An 18,928-nucleotide genomic window follows, 5' to 3' on the forward strand; every position below is an offset into this window, starting at 1 on the left:
CTTCGTCTGAGGGAGAGCCAAATGGATTTCAGTGGTTTCGATATTGCGGTTGGTGCACTTGCCCTTCTGGTATTGGTGCTGCTGATCAAAGGCATCAGGACAATCCCGCAAGGCTACAACTATACGGTGGAGCGCTTTGGCCGTTACACCAAGACACTGAGCCCGGGTCTCAATTTCATTTACCCGTTCATCGACCGCATCGGCGCCAAGATGAACATGATGGAGCAGGTGCTCGACGTTCCAAGCCAGGAAATCATCACCCGCGACAACGCCATTGTCGGTGTCGACGGCATCGCCTTTTTCCAGATCCTCAACGCCGCTCAGGCCGCCTACCAGGTTTCCGGCCTGCAGAACGCCATCCTCAATTTGACGATGACCAACATCCGTACCGTCATGGGTTCGATGGATCTCGATGAACTCCTGTCGAACCGCGACGCCATCAACGAGCGCCTGCTGCGCGTCGTCGATGAAGCGGCCCACCCGTGGGGCATCAAGATCACCCGCGTCGAAATCAAGGACATCAACCCGCCGGCCAACCTTATCGAATCGATGGGCCGGCAGATGACCGCGGAACGCAACAAGCGCGCCCAGATCCTCGCCGCCGAAGGCCTCAAGCAGTCGCAGATCCTCGAGGCCGAAGGCCGCAAGGAAGCCGCCTTCCGCGATGCCGAGGCGCGCGAGCGTTCGGCCGAGGCGGAGGCCCGCGCCACCCAGGTGGTGTCGGAAGCGATCTCCAAAGGCGATGTGCAGGCGCTGAACTACTTCGTTGCCCAGAAATACACCGAAGCGTTGGGCAAGATCGGCACTGCGACCAACAGCAAGATCGTACTGATGCCCTTCGAGGCATCGTCGCTGATCGGTTCGCTCGGCGGCATTGGCGAGATCGCCAAGGAAGTCTTCCGCAGCGAAGGCACGACCGGCTCGCAGAGGCAGGCCGCGCGCCCGCCGGTCGTTCGCCCAACCGACAACTGAGGTCGAAACCAATGATCGACCGCATCGTTTCCGAACTCGGCCCGTGGAACTGGATGGTTCTCGGTTTCGTCCTGCTGGTGATGGAAATCATCGCGCCGGGTATCTTCATGCTGTGGATCGGCATCGCCGCGCTGATCATCGGCGCTGTGTCGCTGCTGATCTGGGACACCGGCTTCTGGACATGGCAGGTCCAGGTCCTCGCCTTCCTGGCGCTGTCGCTGGTCTCGGCCTATGTCGGCAAGAAGCTGGTCGGCAGCCGCAACGACCCGACCGATCAGCCGCTGCTCAACCGGCGCGGCGCGCAAATGGTCGGCAGGATGGCGACACTTGCCGAACCGATCCGTGACGGGCGCGGCCGCATCAAGCTGGGCGACACACTGTGGCGTGTCTCCGGCCCTGACCTGCCGGCCGGCACGCAAGTGCGCGTGACGGGTGCGGCCGATACGGATCTGGAACTGACCGTCGAGGCGGTCTGAACATTCAGGCGGCGCCGATACGCAGCAGATCATGCAGGTGGATGAGGCCGACTGGTTTCCGGCCCTCCACCACCATCAGGCTGGTGATGGCTGAATTGTTGATCGTCTGCAGCGCCGTTGCCACCAGCGTGTCCGGCGTCGCGGTCTTCGGACCTCTTGTCATCACCTGATCCACCGTCATCGCCAGCAGATTGCTGCCGATGTGACGGCGGATGTCGCCATCGGTGATGATGCCGACCAGCGCACCGTCGACATCGGTGATCGCGACGCAGCCAAACCCTTTGCGCGACAGTTCCAGGATCGCGTCCTGCATGCCGGTGCCCGCAACCACCAGCGGCAGCCTGTCGCCGACATGCATGATCTCGCGGATCTGCGTCAGGTTGGCGCCGAGCTGGCCGCCCGGGTGAAAGGTGCGGAAATGGTCCGGCGTGAAGCCGCGTGCTTCGAGCAGCGCGATCGCCAGCGCGTCGCCCATCACCAGTTGCAGCAGCGTCGATGTCGTTGGCGCCAGGCCGTGCGGACAGGCCTCCGGAGCGCGCGGCAAAAGCAGCACCACGTCCGCCGCCCGCGCCAGCGCCGATGTCTCTCCGGCGGTGATGGCGATCAGCGGAATGGAAAAGCGCCTGGAATAGGCGACGATGCCCATCAGTTCCTTGCTTTCGCCCGACCACGACATGGCGATGATGGCGTCGTCCCTGGCGATCATGCCGAGATCGCCGTGGTTGGCTTCGGCGGGATGGACAAAGAAAGCCGGCGTGCCGGTCGAGGCCAGCGTCGCGGCGATCTTCGAACCGATATGGCCGCTTTTGCCGACGCCGGTGACGATGAGCCGACCTTCAATCCCCGAGATCATCTCGACCGCCTGGGCGAAAGGCGCGGCCAGCCCATTCTCCAGCGCCTCGGCGAGGGCTGCGACACCAGCCTGTTCTGTCGCCACCGTCCTCAGCGCCGAAGCGATCGAGGCTTGCCTGTCCAAAGGCTTCTTATCCAGGGATCCCGCATGCATGGCTGATGCGATTAGCGCTTTGCCGGCGCGCTGTCCAACGGAAATGGCCCCAGGCATATCGCCCGAACGTGTGCGGTGGTTTAGACGACGGCAGGCGAGAAAACGCACGCAGTATGAATCCCTTTGGAAATCAGCATGAATCCCTTTGGAAATCAGCGCTTCAGGCAGCTGACGGGCCGCTGCCTCAACCCTCCGTTAACCATCCCCATTTACGGTTCGGTAAGTATGGCGCGCGTGCGCCGCGCAAGCAGTGGTGGCGATGTCCGGGGTCCAGCCAGAAAATTCGACGGGACGTGGGGGCAAGGCGGTCTGCGCCTTGCTGCTGGCAACCAGCATGTTTGCCTTGCTGCGCCCAACGGCGCTCCATGCCCAGGAAACCGAACTGCGCGGCGAAGTTTCGGAATCGGCGATCCTGTCCGACCAGCAGCGCAAGGCGAGACAGCTGGCCTTGGCAGCGCAGGGTCAACAGCCGGCCAACGCCGCGCAGGACAACGCGCCGGCCCGCACCTATCTGCCGGCCAGCGCCGGTGCCGTGCCTGACGACGCCGACACTGGCGACGCCACCGCGACCGGCAGCCTCTTCGACCCGCCGGCAGCCACTGACGACACGTCCGCCGACACTGCGGCGCCGCCCAAGCCTCGCCGCCGCTCATCGAGCGCCAGGCAGAATGCGGCTGACCAGGCCAAGGACAGGGCTGCCGACAAGTCGAAAAAGAAGAAAAAATCGACGGCCGACACCTCCGACATCACCGCTTCCACGACCGCCTCCACGACGGACGCCACCGATGCTGCAGAGACCGATGCGGACACGGCCAACCGCCGCGCACTCACCATCGACAGCGCCGACAGGCAGAAGCTCGACCCAGGAGCGGAGCGTACGGACGCCATCGAAGGCCAGAAGAAGAAGCTGGAGGATGATCCGTTTGCCGCCACCGGCGTCAAATGGGGCTCCTTCGTCATCCGGCCGACGATCGAACAGGGCCTGACCGCCACCTCGAACGGCGATTCGAGCAGTGCAGGCAAGTCGGCGCTGCTGTCCGAGACGGCGCTGCGCTTTTCCGCCGCCTCCGACTGGCGCGAGAACTCCGCTACGATCGACGGCTATGGCCTTTTTCGCGAGACCGTCTCGGGTTACCCGGTTCACGACGAGCAAGGCCGCATCGAAGGCCAGCTCAATGTCGACCTCGACAATGAATTGCGCGCCATCGCCAAGCTCGGCTACGAGGCCGTGCCGGAATCGGCATCATCGCCGGACGCCATTGCCGGCGTCAGCAAGCAGCCGCTGCGGCAGACCATCGATGGCAGCCTGGCCGTCGAAAAGCATCTCGGCAAGATGCAGTACACGTTGACCGGCGCGGTCTCACACGACTTCTACGGCGACGCCAAGCTCTCGGACGGCACCTCGCTATCGCAGAAGGATCAGGACTCGACGCTCTACACGGCGACGTTGCGCACCGGCTACGAGATCTCCCCTGCCCTGACCCCCTTCACCGAAATCGAGGTCGGCCGCCGGACCTATGATCAACGCATCGACAATGAAGGCTTCGAGCGCTCGTCGACGCGACTCGGCGCCCGCGCCGGCCTTGCACTCGACATGGGTGAGAAGCTGTCGGGCGAATTCTCGGCCGGCTGGCTCAGGGAAGCGATCGACGACAAAAACCTTGATGCGATCTCGGGTGCCACCGTCAACGCCGACCTCAAATGGTCACCCGAGCGCGGCACCATAATCGGCCTGACCGGGCGGACCACCGTCGAGCCCACGACCACATCGGGCGAGAGCGGCGACATCCTCTATTCCGGTCGCCTGACAGGCGAACGCCAGATTCGCGCCAACCTCACCGCCAACGCGGCTCTGGGTCTCGACTGGCGTGATTACATCGGCATCGACGGCCATGACAGGGTGTTGAGCGCCGAGGCCGGCCTGACCTGGTGGCTGAACCGCTACGCCGGCCTGACCACAAGAGTGAGGACCGAGAAACTGACCAGCAACCTGCCGGGCCGAGACTACACCGCCAACAGCATCTTCCTCGGCGTCAAGGTGCAGCGCTGAACGGCCGCACCAACGACATCCGGCCGCTCGCTAGGATGTTTTAAAACGCAGCGCCACGGCGCTCTGACGGCTTCAGCTCGTCGAGAAGCGTGCGGATGACGCCCGCCATGTTCTCGTTCATGTCGCTGCGCCACAGCGCGAAGGCGACATTGGCCTCGACAAAACCCTCCGGCGATCCGCAGTCGAACGTGCGGCCTCGATAGTGGTAGCCGTAGAAAGGCTGCTGCTTTTCCAGCTTCAGCATGGCGTCGGTGAGCTGGATCTCGTTGCCGGCGCCTTTTTCCTGGCCTTCTAGGATCTTGAAGATCTCCGGCTGCAGGATGTAGCGGCCGTTGATGTAGAGGTTGGACGGCGCGGTGCCGGCCTTCGGCTTTTCCACCATCTCGGTGATACGGAAGCCGTGATGCGTGTCCTCGCCGCGGCCGACGATGCCGTATTTGTGGGTTTCGGCGGGATCGCATTCCTGCACCGCGATGATGTTGTTGCCGGTCTCCTCGTAGAGCTCGACCATTGCCTTCGTGCAGCTCTTCTCCGACTGCATGATCATGTCGGGCAACAAAAGCGCGAAGGGCTCGTCGCCGACGAGCTCGCGGGCGCACCAGACGGCGTGGCCAAGTCCCATCGGCACCTGCTGGCGTGTGAAACTGGTCTGCCCCGGCGCCGGCTGCAGCCGCTGGAGGCGGGCGAGCTGGTCGTCCTTACCGCGCTGGGCCAGCGTGTCATAGAGTTCGAACTGGATGTCGAAATGGTCCTCGATGACGGCCTTGTTGCGACCGGTGACGAAGATGAAATGCTCGATGCCGGCCTCGCGCGCCTCATCCACCACATACTGGATCACCGGCCGGTCGACGACGGTCAGCATTTCCTTGGGGACAGCCTTGGTGGCCGGAAGAAACCGTGTGCCGAGACCGGCGACCGGGAAGACTGCCTTGCGAACTCTCTTCATGCTTTCAATTATCCGTTTGAGGGCCAGCTCCGCAATCCCCGTTTCAAGACATTTTCACGCCGGAATTGGGGATTACTGGGAAACTGAGGGGAACGTCCACCGGTAAAGCTTCGAAGCGTCTTTTCGTTCCCGGTGGCACCTATGGTAAACTAATTCCTAACCTGGTTCGGCGATGAATGGTCTTTCCTGAGACAGAGAAGGAGGAAAAGATGTCCGTTCGCAATGCCGCAAAAATTTTTACCAGCGTCATGGCGGCAGCCAGCCTATCGCTCGCTCTGCTGATGCCTGGCCCCGCTTTCGCCGATGCCGGCTTCCGGCAATGGGTCGCCGGCTTCCGCGCCACCGCCGTGCAGAGCGGCGTTTCCGGCGCCCTCTACGATCAGGCCTTCAGGAACATCAGGGATATCGATCCGGTGGTGCTGGAAAAGGCGCGCACGCAGCCTGAATTCACGGCCCCTGCCTGGGACTATTTCGACAACCGCGTCCATGATCAGTCCGTCGCCGTCGGCCAGCAGATGGCCAGGAAATGGAAGCCGTGGCTGGATCGGATCGAGGCCAGGTTCGGTGTCGACCGCTACATCCTGCTGGCCATCTGGTCGATGGAATCGAATTATGGCGAAATCCTCAAGCGCGACGACATCATGCGCAACGTCGTGCGCTCGCTGGCGACCTTGGCCTACGCCGATCCGAAGCGGGCGAAATTCGCCCGCACACAGCTGATCGCCGCGCTGAAGATCCTGCAGACCGGCGACATCGACGAAAGCCATCTGAGCGGATCCTGGGCCGGCGCCATGGGCCACACCCAGTTCATCCCGACCAGCTATCTGCACTATGCCGTGGACATGGACGGCAATGGCAAGCGAGACATCTGGAATTCGATCCCCGATGCGCTGGCGACATCAGCCAATTTGTTGAAGAAGAATGGCTGGCAGGCCGGCAAGACCTGGGGCTATGAGGTCGCCTTGCCAGCCGGAAAACTTCCCGGCGGTTCCAAGACGCTGTCGCAGTGGCAGGCGCTCGGCGTCGCCAGGGCCAACGGCAAGCCGTTCAAGAACGGCTCCGACAAGGCGACGCTGAAGGTGCCGGACGGCCGCAGCGGGCCGGCCTTCCTGATGATCAAGAATTTCACGGTCATCAAGGCCTACAACAACGCCGACAAATATGCGCTGGCCGTCGGCCTTCTTGCCGACGAAATCGCCGGCTCGAGCGGTCTGGTGCAGGACTGGAAGCGGCCTTTCACCAAGCTTACTTTCGAGGAAAGGCAGGAGCTGCAGAAGCGGCTTTCCCAGCATGGCCTTTACGACGGCAAGTTCGACGGCAAGATCGGCGACGGCTCGAAGACTGCCATCATGGCCTTCCAGGCCAAGGCCGGCTTGACCCAGGACGGCTATCCGAGCATGGAAGTGCTGAAGTGGCTCCGGCAGAAATAGAGCCGCCTGCGGTGCCGCGCGGCCTTCCAGGCGCGCAAAGGACACTGTAGCAATCTGGTTGGCGCGGGCCTTGCCGCGCCAAGGGACGGAGGAAACGATTGGCTTCGGCTGCGCGCATCGCAGGGCTTGTTCGTCGCATGCCGGTGCTCGTCCTGGCCGTGGTCGTGCTTGCCTCCGGCCTGGCTGGCGCCTTTTATGCGCCGGCCATGGCGCAGGAGCAGCAAAACCGCGGCTGGTCGTTGCGCGACCTTTTGTTTCCGCGCCGCAGCGAGCGCATTGAGCCGCCCCTGGATATCCAGAAGCCGAGGCCGAGGCCCAAGGCGAAAAAACCCCGCGCCCCGCGCCCGCCCGCGGAACCGGAAATCCCGGTGGTCGACAAGGCGCCGGACGCGCGCACCGTCCTGGTGGTCGGCGACTTCATGGCGGCCGGCCTCGCCGAAGGCCTCGACACCGCTTTCGCAGAGAATGCCGGCGTCAGGATCGTCGTTCGCAGCAATGGCTCGTCCGGCTTCGTGCGCGATGATTTCTACAACTGGCCCGAACAGATCAAATCGCTGATCGAGACCGAAAAACCCGCCGCCGTGATCGTCATGCTGGGCTCCAACGACCGCCAGTCGATGAAGGTGGGCGACGTGCGCGAACAGCCACGTTCCGAGAACTGGACCAAGGAATATGAACGCAGGACCGACGCGCTGGGCAAAGCCACCGCCGCGGCCAAGGTCCCCTTCCTTTGGGTCGGCATGCCGGCGTTCCGGGTGCCGAAGATGACCTCGGATATGCTTGCCTTCAACGACATCTACCATCAGGCCGCAGAAAGCCATGGCGGCGAATTCGTCGATATCTGGGACGGCTTTGTCGACGAGAACGGCGCCTTCGTCACCAGCGGCCCCGACATCAACGGCCAGCCGGTGCGGCTGCGCGCCGATGACGGCATCAATATCTCGAAGGCGGGCAAGCGCAAGCTCGCCTTCTACACCGAAAAACCGCTGCTGAAGATCCTCGGCCTGACCGCGCCGGGAAGCATGATTACACCGTCCGCTCCGGCGGGCGCCCCTGTCGAGACGCCGGCGCCGGCCGCGCCCCCCATCGTCATCGACCGCACTGCGCCGATGCTGCTCAGCGATCCGGCACTCGACGGCGGCTCGGAGCTGCTTGGCGCGGCACCGCCGGCAAAGGCCAATCCGGACCTGCCCGGTGAAAAGCTTGTGGTCGAGGGCAAGGCACCGATTGCATCGCCCGGCCGCGCCGACGACTTCTCCTGGCCACCGAAGGCCGCAGCCGCGACCGACACCACGACCGCGATCAATCGTTAGTGTCGCAGCGCGGCTCTGAGGCCGGGCTCAGCGCGGGAGAACGCTCGACCCCATCAACGCCTCGTCGATCGCGCGCGCAGCCTGGCGGCCCTCGCGGATCGCCCAGACGACCAGCGACTGGCCACGACGCACGTCGCCGGCCGCATAGAGCCTGTCGACGCTGGTCTTGTAGTCGCGGTCATTGGCCTCGACATTGCGCGAGCGGCGGCTGTCGGTGGCGATCTTCATCTCACCCTCCAATTCCCTCGCCACACCGGCCGCGGCCGGCCCGGCAAAGCCGATGGCGATGAAAGCAAGATCGGCACGAATGACGAATTCGGTACCGGCGATCGGCTTGCGCTTGTCGTCGACCTCGCAGCACTTGACGCCGGTCAGCTGGCCTTCCTCGCCGATGAATTCGAGCGTCGCCACCTGGAATTCGCGCTCGGCGCCTTCGGCCTGCGAGGACGAAGTGCGCATCTTCGTCGCCCAGTAGGGCCAGACCGAAAGCTTGTCTTCCTTCTCCGGCGGCTGTGGGCGGATGTCGAGCTGGGTGACGCGCACCGCACCCTGGCGGAAAGCGGTGCCGACGCAGTCGGACGCGGTATCGCCGCCGCCGACGACGACCACATGCTGGCCGCCGGCGATGATCGGATGCGAGGGCCACGCCACCGACTGGATCGGTTCACCGCCGACCCGCCTGTTCTGCTGCACCAGATAGGGCATCGCGTCATGCACGCCGCCGAGATCGTCGCCGGGAATGCCGGCCGCGCGCGGCGTTTCGGAACCGCCGCAATAGAGCACGGCATCATGTTCGGCGAGCAGTTCGGCAACCGGCTTGTCGACGCCGACATTGACGCCGCAATGGAAGGTCACGCCCTCGCCCTGCATCTGCTCGATGCGCCGGTCGATATAGTGCTTCTCGATCTTGAAGTCGGGAATACCGTAGCGCATCAGCCCGCCGGGCCGGCTTTCGCGCTCGTAGACATGGACGTCGTGGCCGGCGCGGCCAAGCTGCTGGGCAGCCGCCATGCCGGCCGGGCCGGAGCCGATGACGGCGACCCGCTTGCCGGTCTTCTTCTCCGGCGGATAGGGCCTGATATGGCCGGTTTCATAGGCCTTGTCGGCAATCGCCTGCTCGACCGTCTTGATGGCGACGGGAATGTCCTCGAGGTTCAGCGTGCAGGCTTCCTCGCAAGGCGCCGGGCAGATGCGGCCGGTGAACTCCGGGAAATTGTTGGTCGAATGCAGGTTGCGGATCGCGTTGTCCCAGTCGCCATTGTAGACGAGGTCGTTCCAGTCCGGAATCTGGTTGTGGATCGGGCAGCCGGTCGGCCCGTGGCAGAACGGAATGCCGCAATCCATGCAGCGCGCGGCCTGTTTCTCGACCTCCTTGTCAGACATCGGCAGCGTGAACTCGCGGAAATGCCGGATGCGGTCGGAGGCCGGCTGGTACTTGTGCACCTGCCGGTCGATTTCGAGAAAGCCTGTTACCTTGCCCATAGTCCAGTTCCTGCTGTCCAGATGGTGCGGTTTTCGCCGCACCCGTTAACCCCTTGAGGCAGCCATGGCAACCTTGCGCCGGAGGTCAAACTGTCGATGAAGATGGGCCGGGAAGCCTGGGCTCCCCGGCCATTGCAAAGCCTATTCCGCCGCAACGCCCATGCGCATGCGTTCCATCTCGATCAGGGCGCGGCGGTATTCGACCGGCATGATCTTGCGGAACTTCGGCCGGAACGTCGCCCAGTCGTCGAGAATCTCGCGACCACGTACCGACCCGGTGTAGTGCACATGGTTCGAGATCAGCTGGTAGAGCCGCTCCTCGTCATGGCTGGTCATGTCGCCGGAGACGTCGACGCGGCCCTTGTGATCGAGGTCGCCGCCATGGTGCAGCAGCCTCTCCATCAGATCGTCTTCTTCCGGAACCGGCTCCAGCTCGACCATCGCCATGTTGCAGCGCTCGGCGAAATCGCCCGCCTCGTCGAGCACGTAGGCGACGCCGCCAGACATGCCGGCGGCGAAGTTGCGGCCGGTCTTGCCGATGACGACGACGATGCCGCCAGTCATGTACTCGCAGCCATGATCGCCGACGCCTTCGACGACGGCGGCGACGCCCGAGTTGCGCACGGCGAAACGCTCGCCGGCGACGCCGGCGAAATAGGCTTCGCCCTCGGTTGCGCCATAGAGCACCGTGTTGCCGACGATGATGGACTCCGCCGCGACGATCTTGGCCTCTTCCGGCGGCCGAATGACGATGCGTCCGCCCGACAGGCCCTTGCCGACATAGTCGTTGCCGGCGCCGACAAGCTCGAACGAGATGCCGCGCGCCAGGAAGGCGCCAAAGGACTGGCCGGCAGTGCCGGTCAGCTTCACCGATATCGTATCCTCGCGCAGGCCCTTGTGCTTGAAGCGCTTGGCCACTTCGCCCGACAGCATGGCGCCTGCGGAGCGGTCGACATTGCGGATATCGACCTCGATCTTGACCGGCAGCTTGCTGTCGAGCGCCGGCTTGGCCAGCTCGATCAGCTTGCGGTCGAGCACGTCGTCGATCGGGTGCTTCTGCCGCTCGGTCCAGTGCACCGCTTCATGCGGCGCATCCGGCTTGAAGAACATCTTCGAGAAGTCGAGCCCGCGCGCCTTCCAGTGCACGATCAGGTCGCGCTTTTCCAGAAGATCGGTGTCGCCGATGATCTGGTCGAGATGGGTGTAGCCCATCTCGGCGAGCAGCTCCCTCACCTCTTCCGCGACGTAAAAGAAGAAGTTGATGACATGCTCGGGCGTGCCCTTGAAGCGCTTGCGCAACACCGGATCCTGCGTCGCGACGCCGACCGGACAGGTGTTGAGATGGCATTTGCGCATCATGATGCAGCCGGCCGCGATCAGCGGTGCGGTCGAGAAGCCGAACTCGTCGGCGCCGAGCAGCGCGCCGATGATGACGTCGCGCCCTGTGCGCAAGCCACCATCGACCTGCAGCGCAACGCGCGACCGCAAGCCGTTCAGCACCAGCGTCTGGTGTGTCTCGGCAAGGCCCATTTCCCACGGGCTGCCGGCATGCTTGAGCGAGGTCAGCGGCGAGGCACCGGTGCCGCCATCATAGCCCGAAATTGTGATGTGGTCGGCGCGCGCCTTGGCGACGCCCGCCGCAACCGTGCCGACGCCGACTTCCGACACCAGCTTGACCGACACGTCGGCTGCCGGATTGACGTTCTTCAGGTCGTAGATCAGCTGTGCCAGATCCTCGATCGAATAGATGTCGTGATGCGGCGGCGGCGAGATCAGGCCGACGCCCGGCGTCGAATGCCGGACCTTGGCGATGGTGGCGTCGACCTTGTGGCCGGGCAGCTGACCGCCCTCGCCGGGCTTGGCACCCTGCGCCACCTTGATCTGCATCATGTCGGAGTTGACGAGGTATTCGGCCGTGACGCCGAAACGTCCCGAGGCGATCTGCTTGATCGCCGAGCGTTCCGGGTTCTTGCCGCCGCCCGGCAGCGGCAGATAGCGGTCGGCCTCTTCGCCGCCCTCGCCGGTGTTCGACTTGCCGCCGATCTGGTTCATCGCGCGCGCCAGCGTCGTGTGCGCTTCGCGCGAGATCGAGCCGAACGACATCGCTCCGGTCGAGAACCGCTTGACGATGTCGGCCGCCGGCATGACGTCGTCGAGCGCCACCTTCTTGCGGCCGGTTTCCCCGGCCAGCTTGAGCTTGAACAGGCCGCGAATGGTCTGGGCGCGGGCCGTCTCGCTGTCGATCTGGGCGGAATAGTCCTTGAAGGTTTCCCACGATCCCTGGCGCACGGCGTGCTGCAAGGTGGCGACAGCATCTGGCGACCAGATATGCGCCTCGCCGCGCATGCGGAACATGTATTCGCCGCCGACCTCGAGGCTGTTGCGCAGCACGGGGTCGTTGCCGAAACCGTCATTGTGGCGGCTGAGCGTCTCGGCCGCGATCTCGTCCAGGCCGACGCCTTCGATCAGCGTCGCGGTGCCGGTGAAGTATTGCTGCACGAAATCGGTCTTCAGGCCGATGGCGTCGAAAATCTGCGCGCCGCAATAGGACTGGTAGGTCGAGATGCCCATCTTGGACATCACCTTGAGGATGCCCTTGCCGATCGACTTGATGTAGCGCGAGACGACTTCGTAGGCGTCCACTTCCTTCGGCAGTTCGCCGCGCTTGTGCATGTCGAGCAGCGTGTCGAAGGCGAGGTAGGGATTGATCGCCTCGGCGCCATAGCCGGCGAGGCAGCAGAAATGATGCACTTCGCGCGGCTCGCCGGATTCGACGACGAGGCCGACCGAGGTGCGCAGCCCCTTGCGGATCAGGTGATGATGGACCGCCGCCGTCGCCAGCAGCGCCGGGATGGCGATGCGGTCGGGCCCGACCTGGCGGTCGGACAGGATGATGATGTTGTAGCCGCCGGCAACCGCCGCCTCCGCCCGCTCGCACAACCGATCGATGGCGCCCTGCATGCCCGCGGCGCCTTCGGCGGAGCCATAGGTGATGTCGATCGTCTTGGTGTCGAAACGGTCCTCGGTGTGGCCGATGGAGCGGATCTTCTCGAGATCGCCATTGGTCAGGATCGGCTGGCGCACTTCGAGCCGCTTGCGGCGCGAATTGCCGACAAGGTCGAAGATGTTGGGCCGCGGCCCGATGAAGGACACCAGGCTCATCACCAGCTCCTCGCGGATCGGGTCGATCGGCGGGTTGGTGACCTGGGCGAAGTTCTGCTTGAAATAGGTGTAGAGCAGCTTCGACTTGTCCGACATCGCCGAGATCGGCGTGTCGGTGCCCATCGAGCCCACCGCTTCCTGGCCTGTCGTCGCCATAGGCGACATCAACAGCTTGGTGTCCTCCTGGCTGTAGCCGAATGCCTGCTGGCGATCGAGCAGGCTGACATCCTTGCGCAACGCGCGCGGTTCGACCGGCTTCAGATCTTCGAGGATCAGCTGCGTGTTGGCGAGCCAGGTCTTGTAGGGATGCTTGGTCGCGATCTCCGACTTGAGCTCCTCGTCGGAGACGATGCGCCCCTTCTCCAGGTCGATCAGCAGCATGCGGCCAGGCTGCAGCCGCCACTTCTTGACGATCTTCTCCTCCGGCACAGGCAGCACGCCGGCTTCCGAGGCCATGATGACGCGGTCATCGTCGGTGACGATGTAGCGTGCCGGGCGCAAGCCATTGCGGTCGAGCGTGGCGCCGATCTGGCGGCCATCGGTGAAGACCACCGCCGCCGGTCCGTCCCACGGCTCCATCAATGCCGCATGGTATTCGTAGAAGGCCTTGCGATCGGCATCCATGAGCTTGTTGCCGGCCCAGGCTTCTGGGATCAGCATCATCATGGCATGGCTGAGCCTGTACCCGCCCTGGAACAGGAACTCGAGCGCATTGTCGAAGCAGGCGGTGTCGGATTGGCCGTCATAGGAAATCGGCCACAGCTTCGAGATGTTGTTGCCGAACAGTTCGGAATCGACCGACGCCTGGCGCGCAGCCATCCAGTTGTTGTTGCCGCGCACGGTGTTGATCTCGCCATTGTGGGCGACCATGCGGTAGGGATGCGCCAGCTTCCATGACGGGAACGTGTTGGTCGAGAAGCGCTGGTGGACGAGGATCAGCGCGGTTTCGAAGCGCGGGTCCTTGAGGTCCTTGTAGTAGGCCCCGACCTGATAAGCCAGGAACATGCCCTTGTAGACGATGGTGCGCGCCGACAGCGACACGCAATAGGCGCCGATGTCCTTGTTGTCGTTCTCGGCATAGATGCGGCCCGAGATGACCTTGCGCAACAGATAGAGCCTGGCCTCGTATTCCTCGTCATCGGTAATGTCTGGCGTGCGGCCGATGAAGATCTGCCGATGGAACGGCTCGGATGCCACGATGTCGGGCGCCTTCGACAGCGACGAATTGTCGACGGGCACGTCACGGAAACCGATGAGCGGAAGTCCCTCGGATTGCGCCGATTCGGCAATGATGTCCTCGATATGGGCGCGAAGGGCCGCGTCCTGCGGCATGAACCAGTGTCCGACGCCGTACTGGCCCGCCGGCGGCAGCTCGATGCCCTGGGCTGCCATCTCGTCACGGAAGAACTGGTCGGGAAGCTGCACCAGCACGCCGGCGCCATCGCCGACCAGCGGATCGGCGCCGACGGCGCCGCGATGCGTCAGGTTTTCGAGCACAGCAAGCCCGTCCTCGACGATCTGATGCGACTTCACGCCCTTCATGTTGACGATGAAACCGACGCCGCAGGCGTCATGCTCGTTGCGTGGATCGTAGAGGCCCTGGGCGGAAAATCCGTTGGCGCTTCGGCCAATATTGGATCGCAAGGTGGTTTTGACGGTTGCCGCTTTCGTCTGCGCGGCCTGGCCGTTCGTCGCAGAGTGCGTCATGTCCGTCATCTCCTGTCCTCCTTCCCAGCCATTCAGGCGCTGGTTTGCCTCGGCAAGCGCTTGGCTCACCCTGATCCTTGTGGCACGTCTTGCGAAATCCTGTCGAACCAGGCGGCTTTCCGCATGGATCGCATCTGGTAATCGTACAGGCCAGAGTCTGGCTGTCCACCTGTCGCTCGCGGCAACAGCCGGAGAGGCCCAAATGATACGCCAATCCAGCTCGTTTTGTGCGACAAAATAAGACAGCACTACTGTCCTAAATTTTTATGGCAGAAATCCCGGACGCACACAAGACCGATTTGCAAAAAACTTGGGGCATTCGCGACAGAAAATGTCGTGAAGCTGAGGAAAAACGTAAGCTTCAGTCGTCGGCCTGGGCTTTGCCCGTTGGCTGGCTTTACTGTTTTTCCGGCGCCTGGCCCTTGCGATCAGCACGCGAAACCGGTCAACTTCAGTCTGATTTCCCCAACCCCCCGTTCTCCCAAGACATAGGCAGATGCATGTTCTTCGCTTCCGACAATTGGGCAGGCGCCCACCCCAACATTGCCGCCGGCCTGTCGGCCAATGCCGGCGGCTTTTCGACCGCCTACGGCGACGGAGCGCTCGACCAGGCAGTCTACCAGCGCTTCAGCGAGATTTTCGAACGCGAGGTCGCGGTGTTCTTCGTCGCCACCGGCACGGCCGCCAACTCGCTGGCGCTGACCGCTTACAACAAGCCGGGCGGCATTTCCTTTGCTCATCGCGAATCGCATGTCATCGAGGACGAATGCGGCGCGCCGGTGTATTTTTCCGGCGGCTCACGCCTGCATGAGATCGATGGCGCGCTGGGCAAGATCGATCCGCACAATCTGGAAAGGACCATCGGCCGTTTCGCACCGGAAATCGTCCATTGGGGACGGCCGATGGCCGTTTCGATCACCCAGTCGACCGAGGTCGGCACTATCTACGGCCTGGATGAGATCGAGACGATCGCGGCGATCGCCAAACGATATTCGGTGCCCTTGCACATGGACGGCGCCCGCTTTGCCAATGCGCTGGTCGCGCTCGACACGTCGCCAGCCGAAATGACCTGGAAACGCGGCGTCGACATCCTGTCCTTCGGCGGCACCAAGAATGGCTGCTGGTGCGCCGAAGCGATCGTGCTGTTCGATCTTGATCGTGCCAGGGAATTGGCGTTCCTGCGCAAGCGCGCCGCCCAGCTGTTTTCGAAATCGCGCTTCGTCGCGGCGCAGTTCGAGGCCTATTTCAAAGACGGATTGTGGCTGGACACCGCCCGCCACGCCAACGCCATGGCCGCACGCCTTGCCGCTGCGATCGAGGATTCGGCCACGGCCAAGCTGGCATGGCTGCCGCAGGCAAACGAGGTTTTCGCAGTGATCAAGAAAGCCGAAGCTGAAAAGCTGCAGGCAGCGGGTGCGGCGTTCTATGATTGGCACAAGCCGCACGGCTTTGACGGCCACATCAGCGAGGACGAGTTGCTGTATCGCTTCGTCACCAGCTTCGCGACGACGGCCGATGAGGTCGACCGTTTTGGCCAGCTGATCGCCTGATACCGAAATCCCCGATAACAAAAAAGCGGCGCCTTTCGGCGCCGCTTCCGTCTCGGGAGGAGACTTGTACTTTAGGCAGCGGTCTTGGCCTCGATCTGCTTGGCCTTGGCCGAAGATGCCGTAATCGCGATCTTGCGCGGCTTCAGCTCCTCGGGGATGTTGCGCTTGAGGTCGACGAACAGCAGGCCGTTCTTCAGCGAAGCACCGACAACTTCGACGTGGTCGGCAAGCTGGAAGCGGCGTTCGAAGGCTCTCGAGGCAATGCCGCGATAGAGCAGTTCAGAGCCTTCGCCGGTGCCCTCGTCCTTGCGCTCACCCTTCACGGTCAGCACGTTGCGATGGGCTTCGATCGAGATTTCCTCGTCAGAGAAGCCGGCAACCGCCATCGAGATCCGGTAGGAATCCTCACCGGTGCGCTCGATGTTGTAGGGCGGGTAGGTCTGCGCGCCATCCGGCTGCGCAAGCGAATCGAGCATCGTGAACAGACGATCGAAGCCGACGGTCGAGCGATAAAGCGGGGAAAAATCAACGTGACGCATGAGGTGTTCTCCTGTTGAGCAACATGGTTTGCGTATGGCCGGTGCGAAACCCTTGAGCGGCGTTTCGGGTGGGCCAGCGGCCCCTACATTGGCGACCGCACGAGACATTTGGGGAGCGCTGGAAAGCATTTCAAGATTTCACCTGGCGGCAAAAGCCACGGCGGCCGGACCCTTGATGAACGGCAGATGAACCGGCACTTCGGCGCGCGTTCAGGCAGCCGGCGCTAAAGTCCATTCCAGGATCAAGGACTGGCGGCGCCGATTGCACAACAGGCACCGCAACGAGGCCGACCGGGTGTAACGTCCCTTCCTCCCGGATCGACAGAGGCCGGAAGCACGCTTTCAAGCGGCTTCCGGCCTTCCCTGTTGCAGCCCAGTCAGTCACCGGGAATTCCTTGGCTTTTGGCGCATGGGCGTCTATCACCTTAGCGGAGCCGGCCAGCGCAGGCGGGCATGCGAGACGCCGAGCACGAAGCGCCGAATGACGGATCTTTTCACCGAAAACTCCCTTTTTCACGAAATCGAGGGCAATCCGCGACCGGAAAACGCCACCGGCGGCTTCTTCACCACGCGTGACCGCAAGAATATCCGCTACGGCCTGTTCGGCGCGGTCGCTCGCCCGATGAAGGGCACCGTGGTCCTGCTCACCGGCCGCAACGAGTGCATCGAGAAATATTTCGAAACCATCCGCAACCTTGCCGATCGTGGCTTTGGCATCGCTACGCTCGACTGGCGCGGCCAGGGCGATTCAGACCGGCTGATTCGCGATCGCCAGCGCGGCTACGTCAGCAGCTTCCGCGACTACACCGCCGACCTCGAACAGTTCTTCGAGGAGATCGTGCTGCCCGATTGCCGCGGACCCTACTACATCCTGGCCCATTCGGCAGGCGCATTGATCACCCTGCTGGCCGCGCCGTCGATGGTGAACCGCGTCCGGCGCATGGTGCTGATCGCGCCTTTCCTGACGCTGCCCGACCTTCCGGTCTCGATCTCGACGGTTCGCCGCGTCTGTTCCCTGTTCTGCGCTCTCGGCCTCGGCCGGCTCTATGCCGCCTGGGGTCCGCGGCCGAGGGTAACGGCCCCTTTCGAGACCAACAAGCTGACATCGGACCCGGAACGCTATCGGCGCAACACACGGATCTATGAAGAATACCCGCAACTGGCGCTTGGCGGGCCGACGATCCGTTGGCTGCGGGCAGCCGCGAAAGCTTCGGAAGCCGTCAGCGACCCCGACTTCATGGCCCGGATCCAGGTCCCGCTGCTGATCATCGCCGCCGGCGCCGACCAGGTTGTCTCGACCAGGGCTGTCGAAGCCTACGCCAGGCGTCTGCGGCTCGGTTCATTGCTGATGATCGACGGCTCCCGCCACGAAATCCTGCAGGAAGCCGACATCTACCGCGAGCAATTGCTCGCCGCCTTCGACGCCTTCATTCCCGGCAGCGACGACCCCACGGCCTGACGGCCGCCGGTCGCTGGTCAGCCGCGCAAGGCGGCCATGGCAGCTGCGTGGAGTTCCGGCGTTGCAGCCGCCAGGACATCGCCGCCCTTTTCCGCAGGCCCGCCATCGAATGTGGTGACCACACCGCCTGCCTTCTCGATGATCGGGATCAGCGCCACGATGTCGTATGGCTTCAAACCGGGATCGGCGACGATATCGACGCTTCCCGAAGCGATCATGGCGAAGGCATAGCAATCGGCGCCATAGCGGGCGAGTTGGATCTGACTTTCGAATGCATCGTAACGGTTGCGCGCTTCGCCTTTGAATAGCGCCGGCGTGGTGGTGAACAGCGTCGCCTGGTCCAACTTCGTCGTCTTGCGGGTCGTCAGTTTTCGCGGCCCGCCCGGCCCCTCATAGTGCGAACCTGAGGCGTTGGCGTAGAACAGCTCGCCGGTGAAGGGTTGCGCCATCATGCCGGCAACGGCGTCACCGTCGACCGTCAGCCCGACCAGCGTGCCCCACACCGGCAGGCCGGAAATAAAGGCGCGCGTGCCGTCGATCGGGTCGATCACCCAGACATGCCGGCTCGAAATGTTCTCGCTGCCATGCTCCTCGCCAAGAATGCCATGGTCGGGATACTCGGCAGAGATCAACGCCCGGATGGCGCGCTCGGCCTCGCGATCGGCCTCGGTGACCGGATCGAAACTGCCCTGTTCCTTGTTGGCGACCGCGCCTTGGGCACGAAAGCGCGGCAAGGTCTCCGCCGCCGCCACCTGCGCGATGCGGCGCATGAAATCGACACTGATGTCCAACTGATTCTCCCGCACTGCAGCATGTCCGAGCCGTGCTCTGCCGCC

13 protein-coding genes are annotated in these 18,928 nt (G+C 63.5%); 7 read left to right on the plus strand and 6 right to left on the minus strand.

Annotation, left to right across the window (positions count from 1 at the left end; translation table 11 throughout):
• Positions 1 to 21 precede the first annotated feature (21 nt).
• Positions 22 to 972, plus strand: coding sequence for an SPFH domain-containing protein (locus A4R29_RS24025; RefSeq protein WP_013529726.1), 951 nt, complete (start codon positions 22 to 24; stop codon positions 970 to 972).
• Positions 973 to 983: 11 nt separating this feature from the next.
• Positions 984 to 1,448, plus strand: coding sequence for an NfeD family protein (locus A4R29_RS24030; protein ID WP_013529725.1), 465 nt, complete (start codon positions 984 to 986; stop codon positions 1,446 to 1,448).
• A gap of 4 nt (positions 1,449 to 1,452) precedes the next feature.
• Here A4R29_RS24030 and A4R29_RS24035 read toward each other — a convergent pair whose 3' ends face one another.
• The gene (locus A4R29_RS24035) at positions 1,453 to 2,454 is read right to left on the minus strand and encodes a KpsF/GutQ family sugar-phosphate isomerase (RefSeq protein ID WP_024502733.1); all 1,002 of its coding nucleotides are present in this window, start codon (positions 2,452 to 2,454) and stop codon (positions 1,453 to 1,455) included.
• A 259-nt stretch (positions 2,455 to 2,713) separates the two neighbouring features.
• Here A4R29_RS24035 and A4R29_RS24040 point away from each other — a divergent pair, with 259 nt between their 5' ends.
• Positions 2,714 to 4,504: an outer membrane beta-barrel protein gene (locus tag A4R29_RS24040; RefSeq protein ID WP_063173044.1), complete on the plus strand. Its 1,791-nt coding sequence runs from the start codon at positions 2,714 to 2,716 to the stop codon at positions 4,502 to 4,504.
• Between the two features lie 40 nt (positions 4,505 to 4,544).
• Here the strand turns inward: A4R29_RS24040 and galU are convergent, their stop codons facing one another.
• Positions 4,545 to 5,450 carry a UTP--glucose-1-phosphate uridylyltransferase GalU gene (gene galU / locus A4R29_RS24045; RefSeq protein WP_013529722.1) on the minus strand — a complete coding sequence of 302 codons (906 nt, stop codon included), beginning with the start codon at positions 5,448 to 5,450 and terminating at the stop codon, positions 4,545 to 4,547.
• Between the two features lie 209 nt (positions 5,451 to 5,659).
• Between galU and A4R29_RS24050 the strand changes: the two genes are divergently transcribed.
• On the plus strand, positions 5,660 to 6,880 hold the full coding sequence (locus tag A4R29_RS24050; protein ID WP_013529721.1) for a lytic murein transglycosylase: 1,221 nt from the start codon (positions 5,660 to 5,662) through the stop codon (positions 6,878 to 6,880).
• 98 nt (positions 6,881 to 6,978) lie between these two features.
• Positions 6,979 to 8,193, plus strand: a complete 1,215-nt coding sequence (locus tag A4R29_RS24055) for an SGNH/GDSL hydrolase family protein (RefSeq protein WP_063173045.1) — start codon at positions 6,979 to 6,981, stop codon at positions 8,191 to 8,193.
• 27 nt (positions 8,194 to 8,220) lie between these two features.
• Here A4R29_RS24055 and A4R29_RS24060 read toward each other — a convergent pair whose 3' ends face one another.
• Positions 8,221 to 9,675, minus strand: a complete 1,455-nt coding sequence (locus A4R29_RS24060) for a glutamate synthase subunit beta (protein ID WP_013529719.1) — start codon at positions 9,673 to 9,675, stop codon at positions 8,221 to 8,223.
• Between the two features lie 141 nt (positions 9,676 to 9,816).
• Positions 9,817 to 14,553 (minus strand): glutamate synthase large subunit, encoded by a 4,737-nt coding sequence (gltB, locus tag A4R29_RS24065; protein ID WP_063173792.1) that lies wholly within the window; start codon positions 14,551 to 14,553, stop codon positions 9,817 to 9,819.
• Between the two features lie 491 nt (positions 14,554 to 15,044).
• Here gltB and A4R29_RS24070 point away from each other — a divergent pair, with 491 nt between their 5' ends.
• Positions 15,045 to 16,094, plus strand: a complete 1,050-nt coding sequence (locus A4R29_RS24070) for a threonine aldolase family protein (protein WP_013529717.1) — start codon at positions 15,045 to 15,047, stop codon at positions 16,092 to 16,094.
• Positions 16,095 to 16,165: 71 nt separating this feature from the next.
• On the opposite strand, the gene A4R29_RS24075 is transcribed toward A4R29_RS24070, so the two are convergent.
• Positions 16,166 to 16,633 carry an Hsp20 family protein gene (locus A4R29_RS24075; protein WP_013529716.1) on the minus strand — a complete coding sequence of 156 codons (468 nt, stop codon included), beginning with the start codon at positions 16,631 to 16,633 and terminating at the stop codon, positions 16,166 to 16,168.
• Positions 16,634 to 17,114: 481 nt separating this feature from the next.
• On the opposite strand from A4R29_RS24075, the gene A4R29_RS24080 reads away from it, so the two are divergent.
• Positions 17,115 to 18,092, plus strand: coding sequence for an alpha/beta fold hydrolase (locus tag A4R29_RS24080; protein ID WP_063173793.1), 978 nt, complete (start codon positions 17,115 to 17,117; stop codon positions 18,090 to 18,092).
• Between the two features lie 17 nt (positions 18,093 to 18,109).
• Here A4R29_RS24080 and hisN read toward each other — a convergent pair whose 3' ends face one another.
• The gene (gene hisN, locus A4R29_RS24085) at positions 18,110 to 18,883 is read right to left on the minus strand and encodes a histidinol-phosphatase (protein ID WP_063173046.1); all 774 of its coding nucleotides are present in this window, start codon (positions 18,881 to 18,883) and stop codon (positions 18,110 to 18,112) included.
• Positions 18,884 to 18,928 lie beyond the last annotated feature (45 nt).

This window comes from Mesorhizobium ciceri biovar biserrulae, assembly GCF_001618845.1.
GTDB classification, from domain to species: domain Bacteria; phylum Pseudomonadota; class Alphaproteobacteria; order Rhizobiales; family Rhizobiaceae; genus Mesorhizobium; species Mesorhizobium ciceri.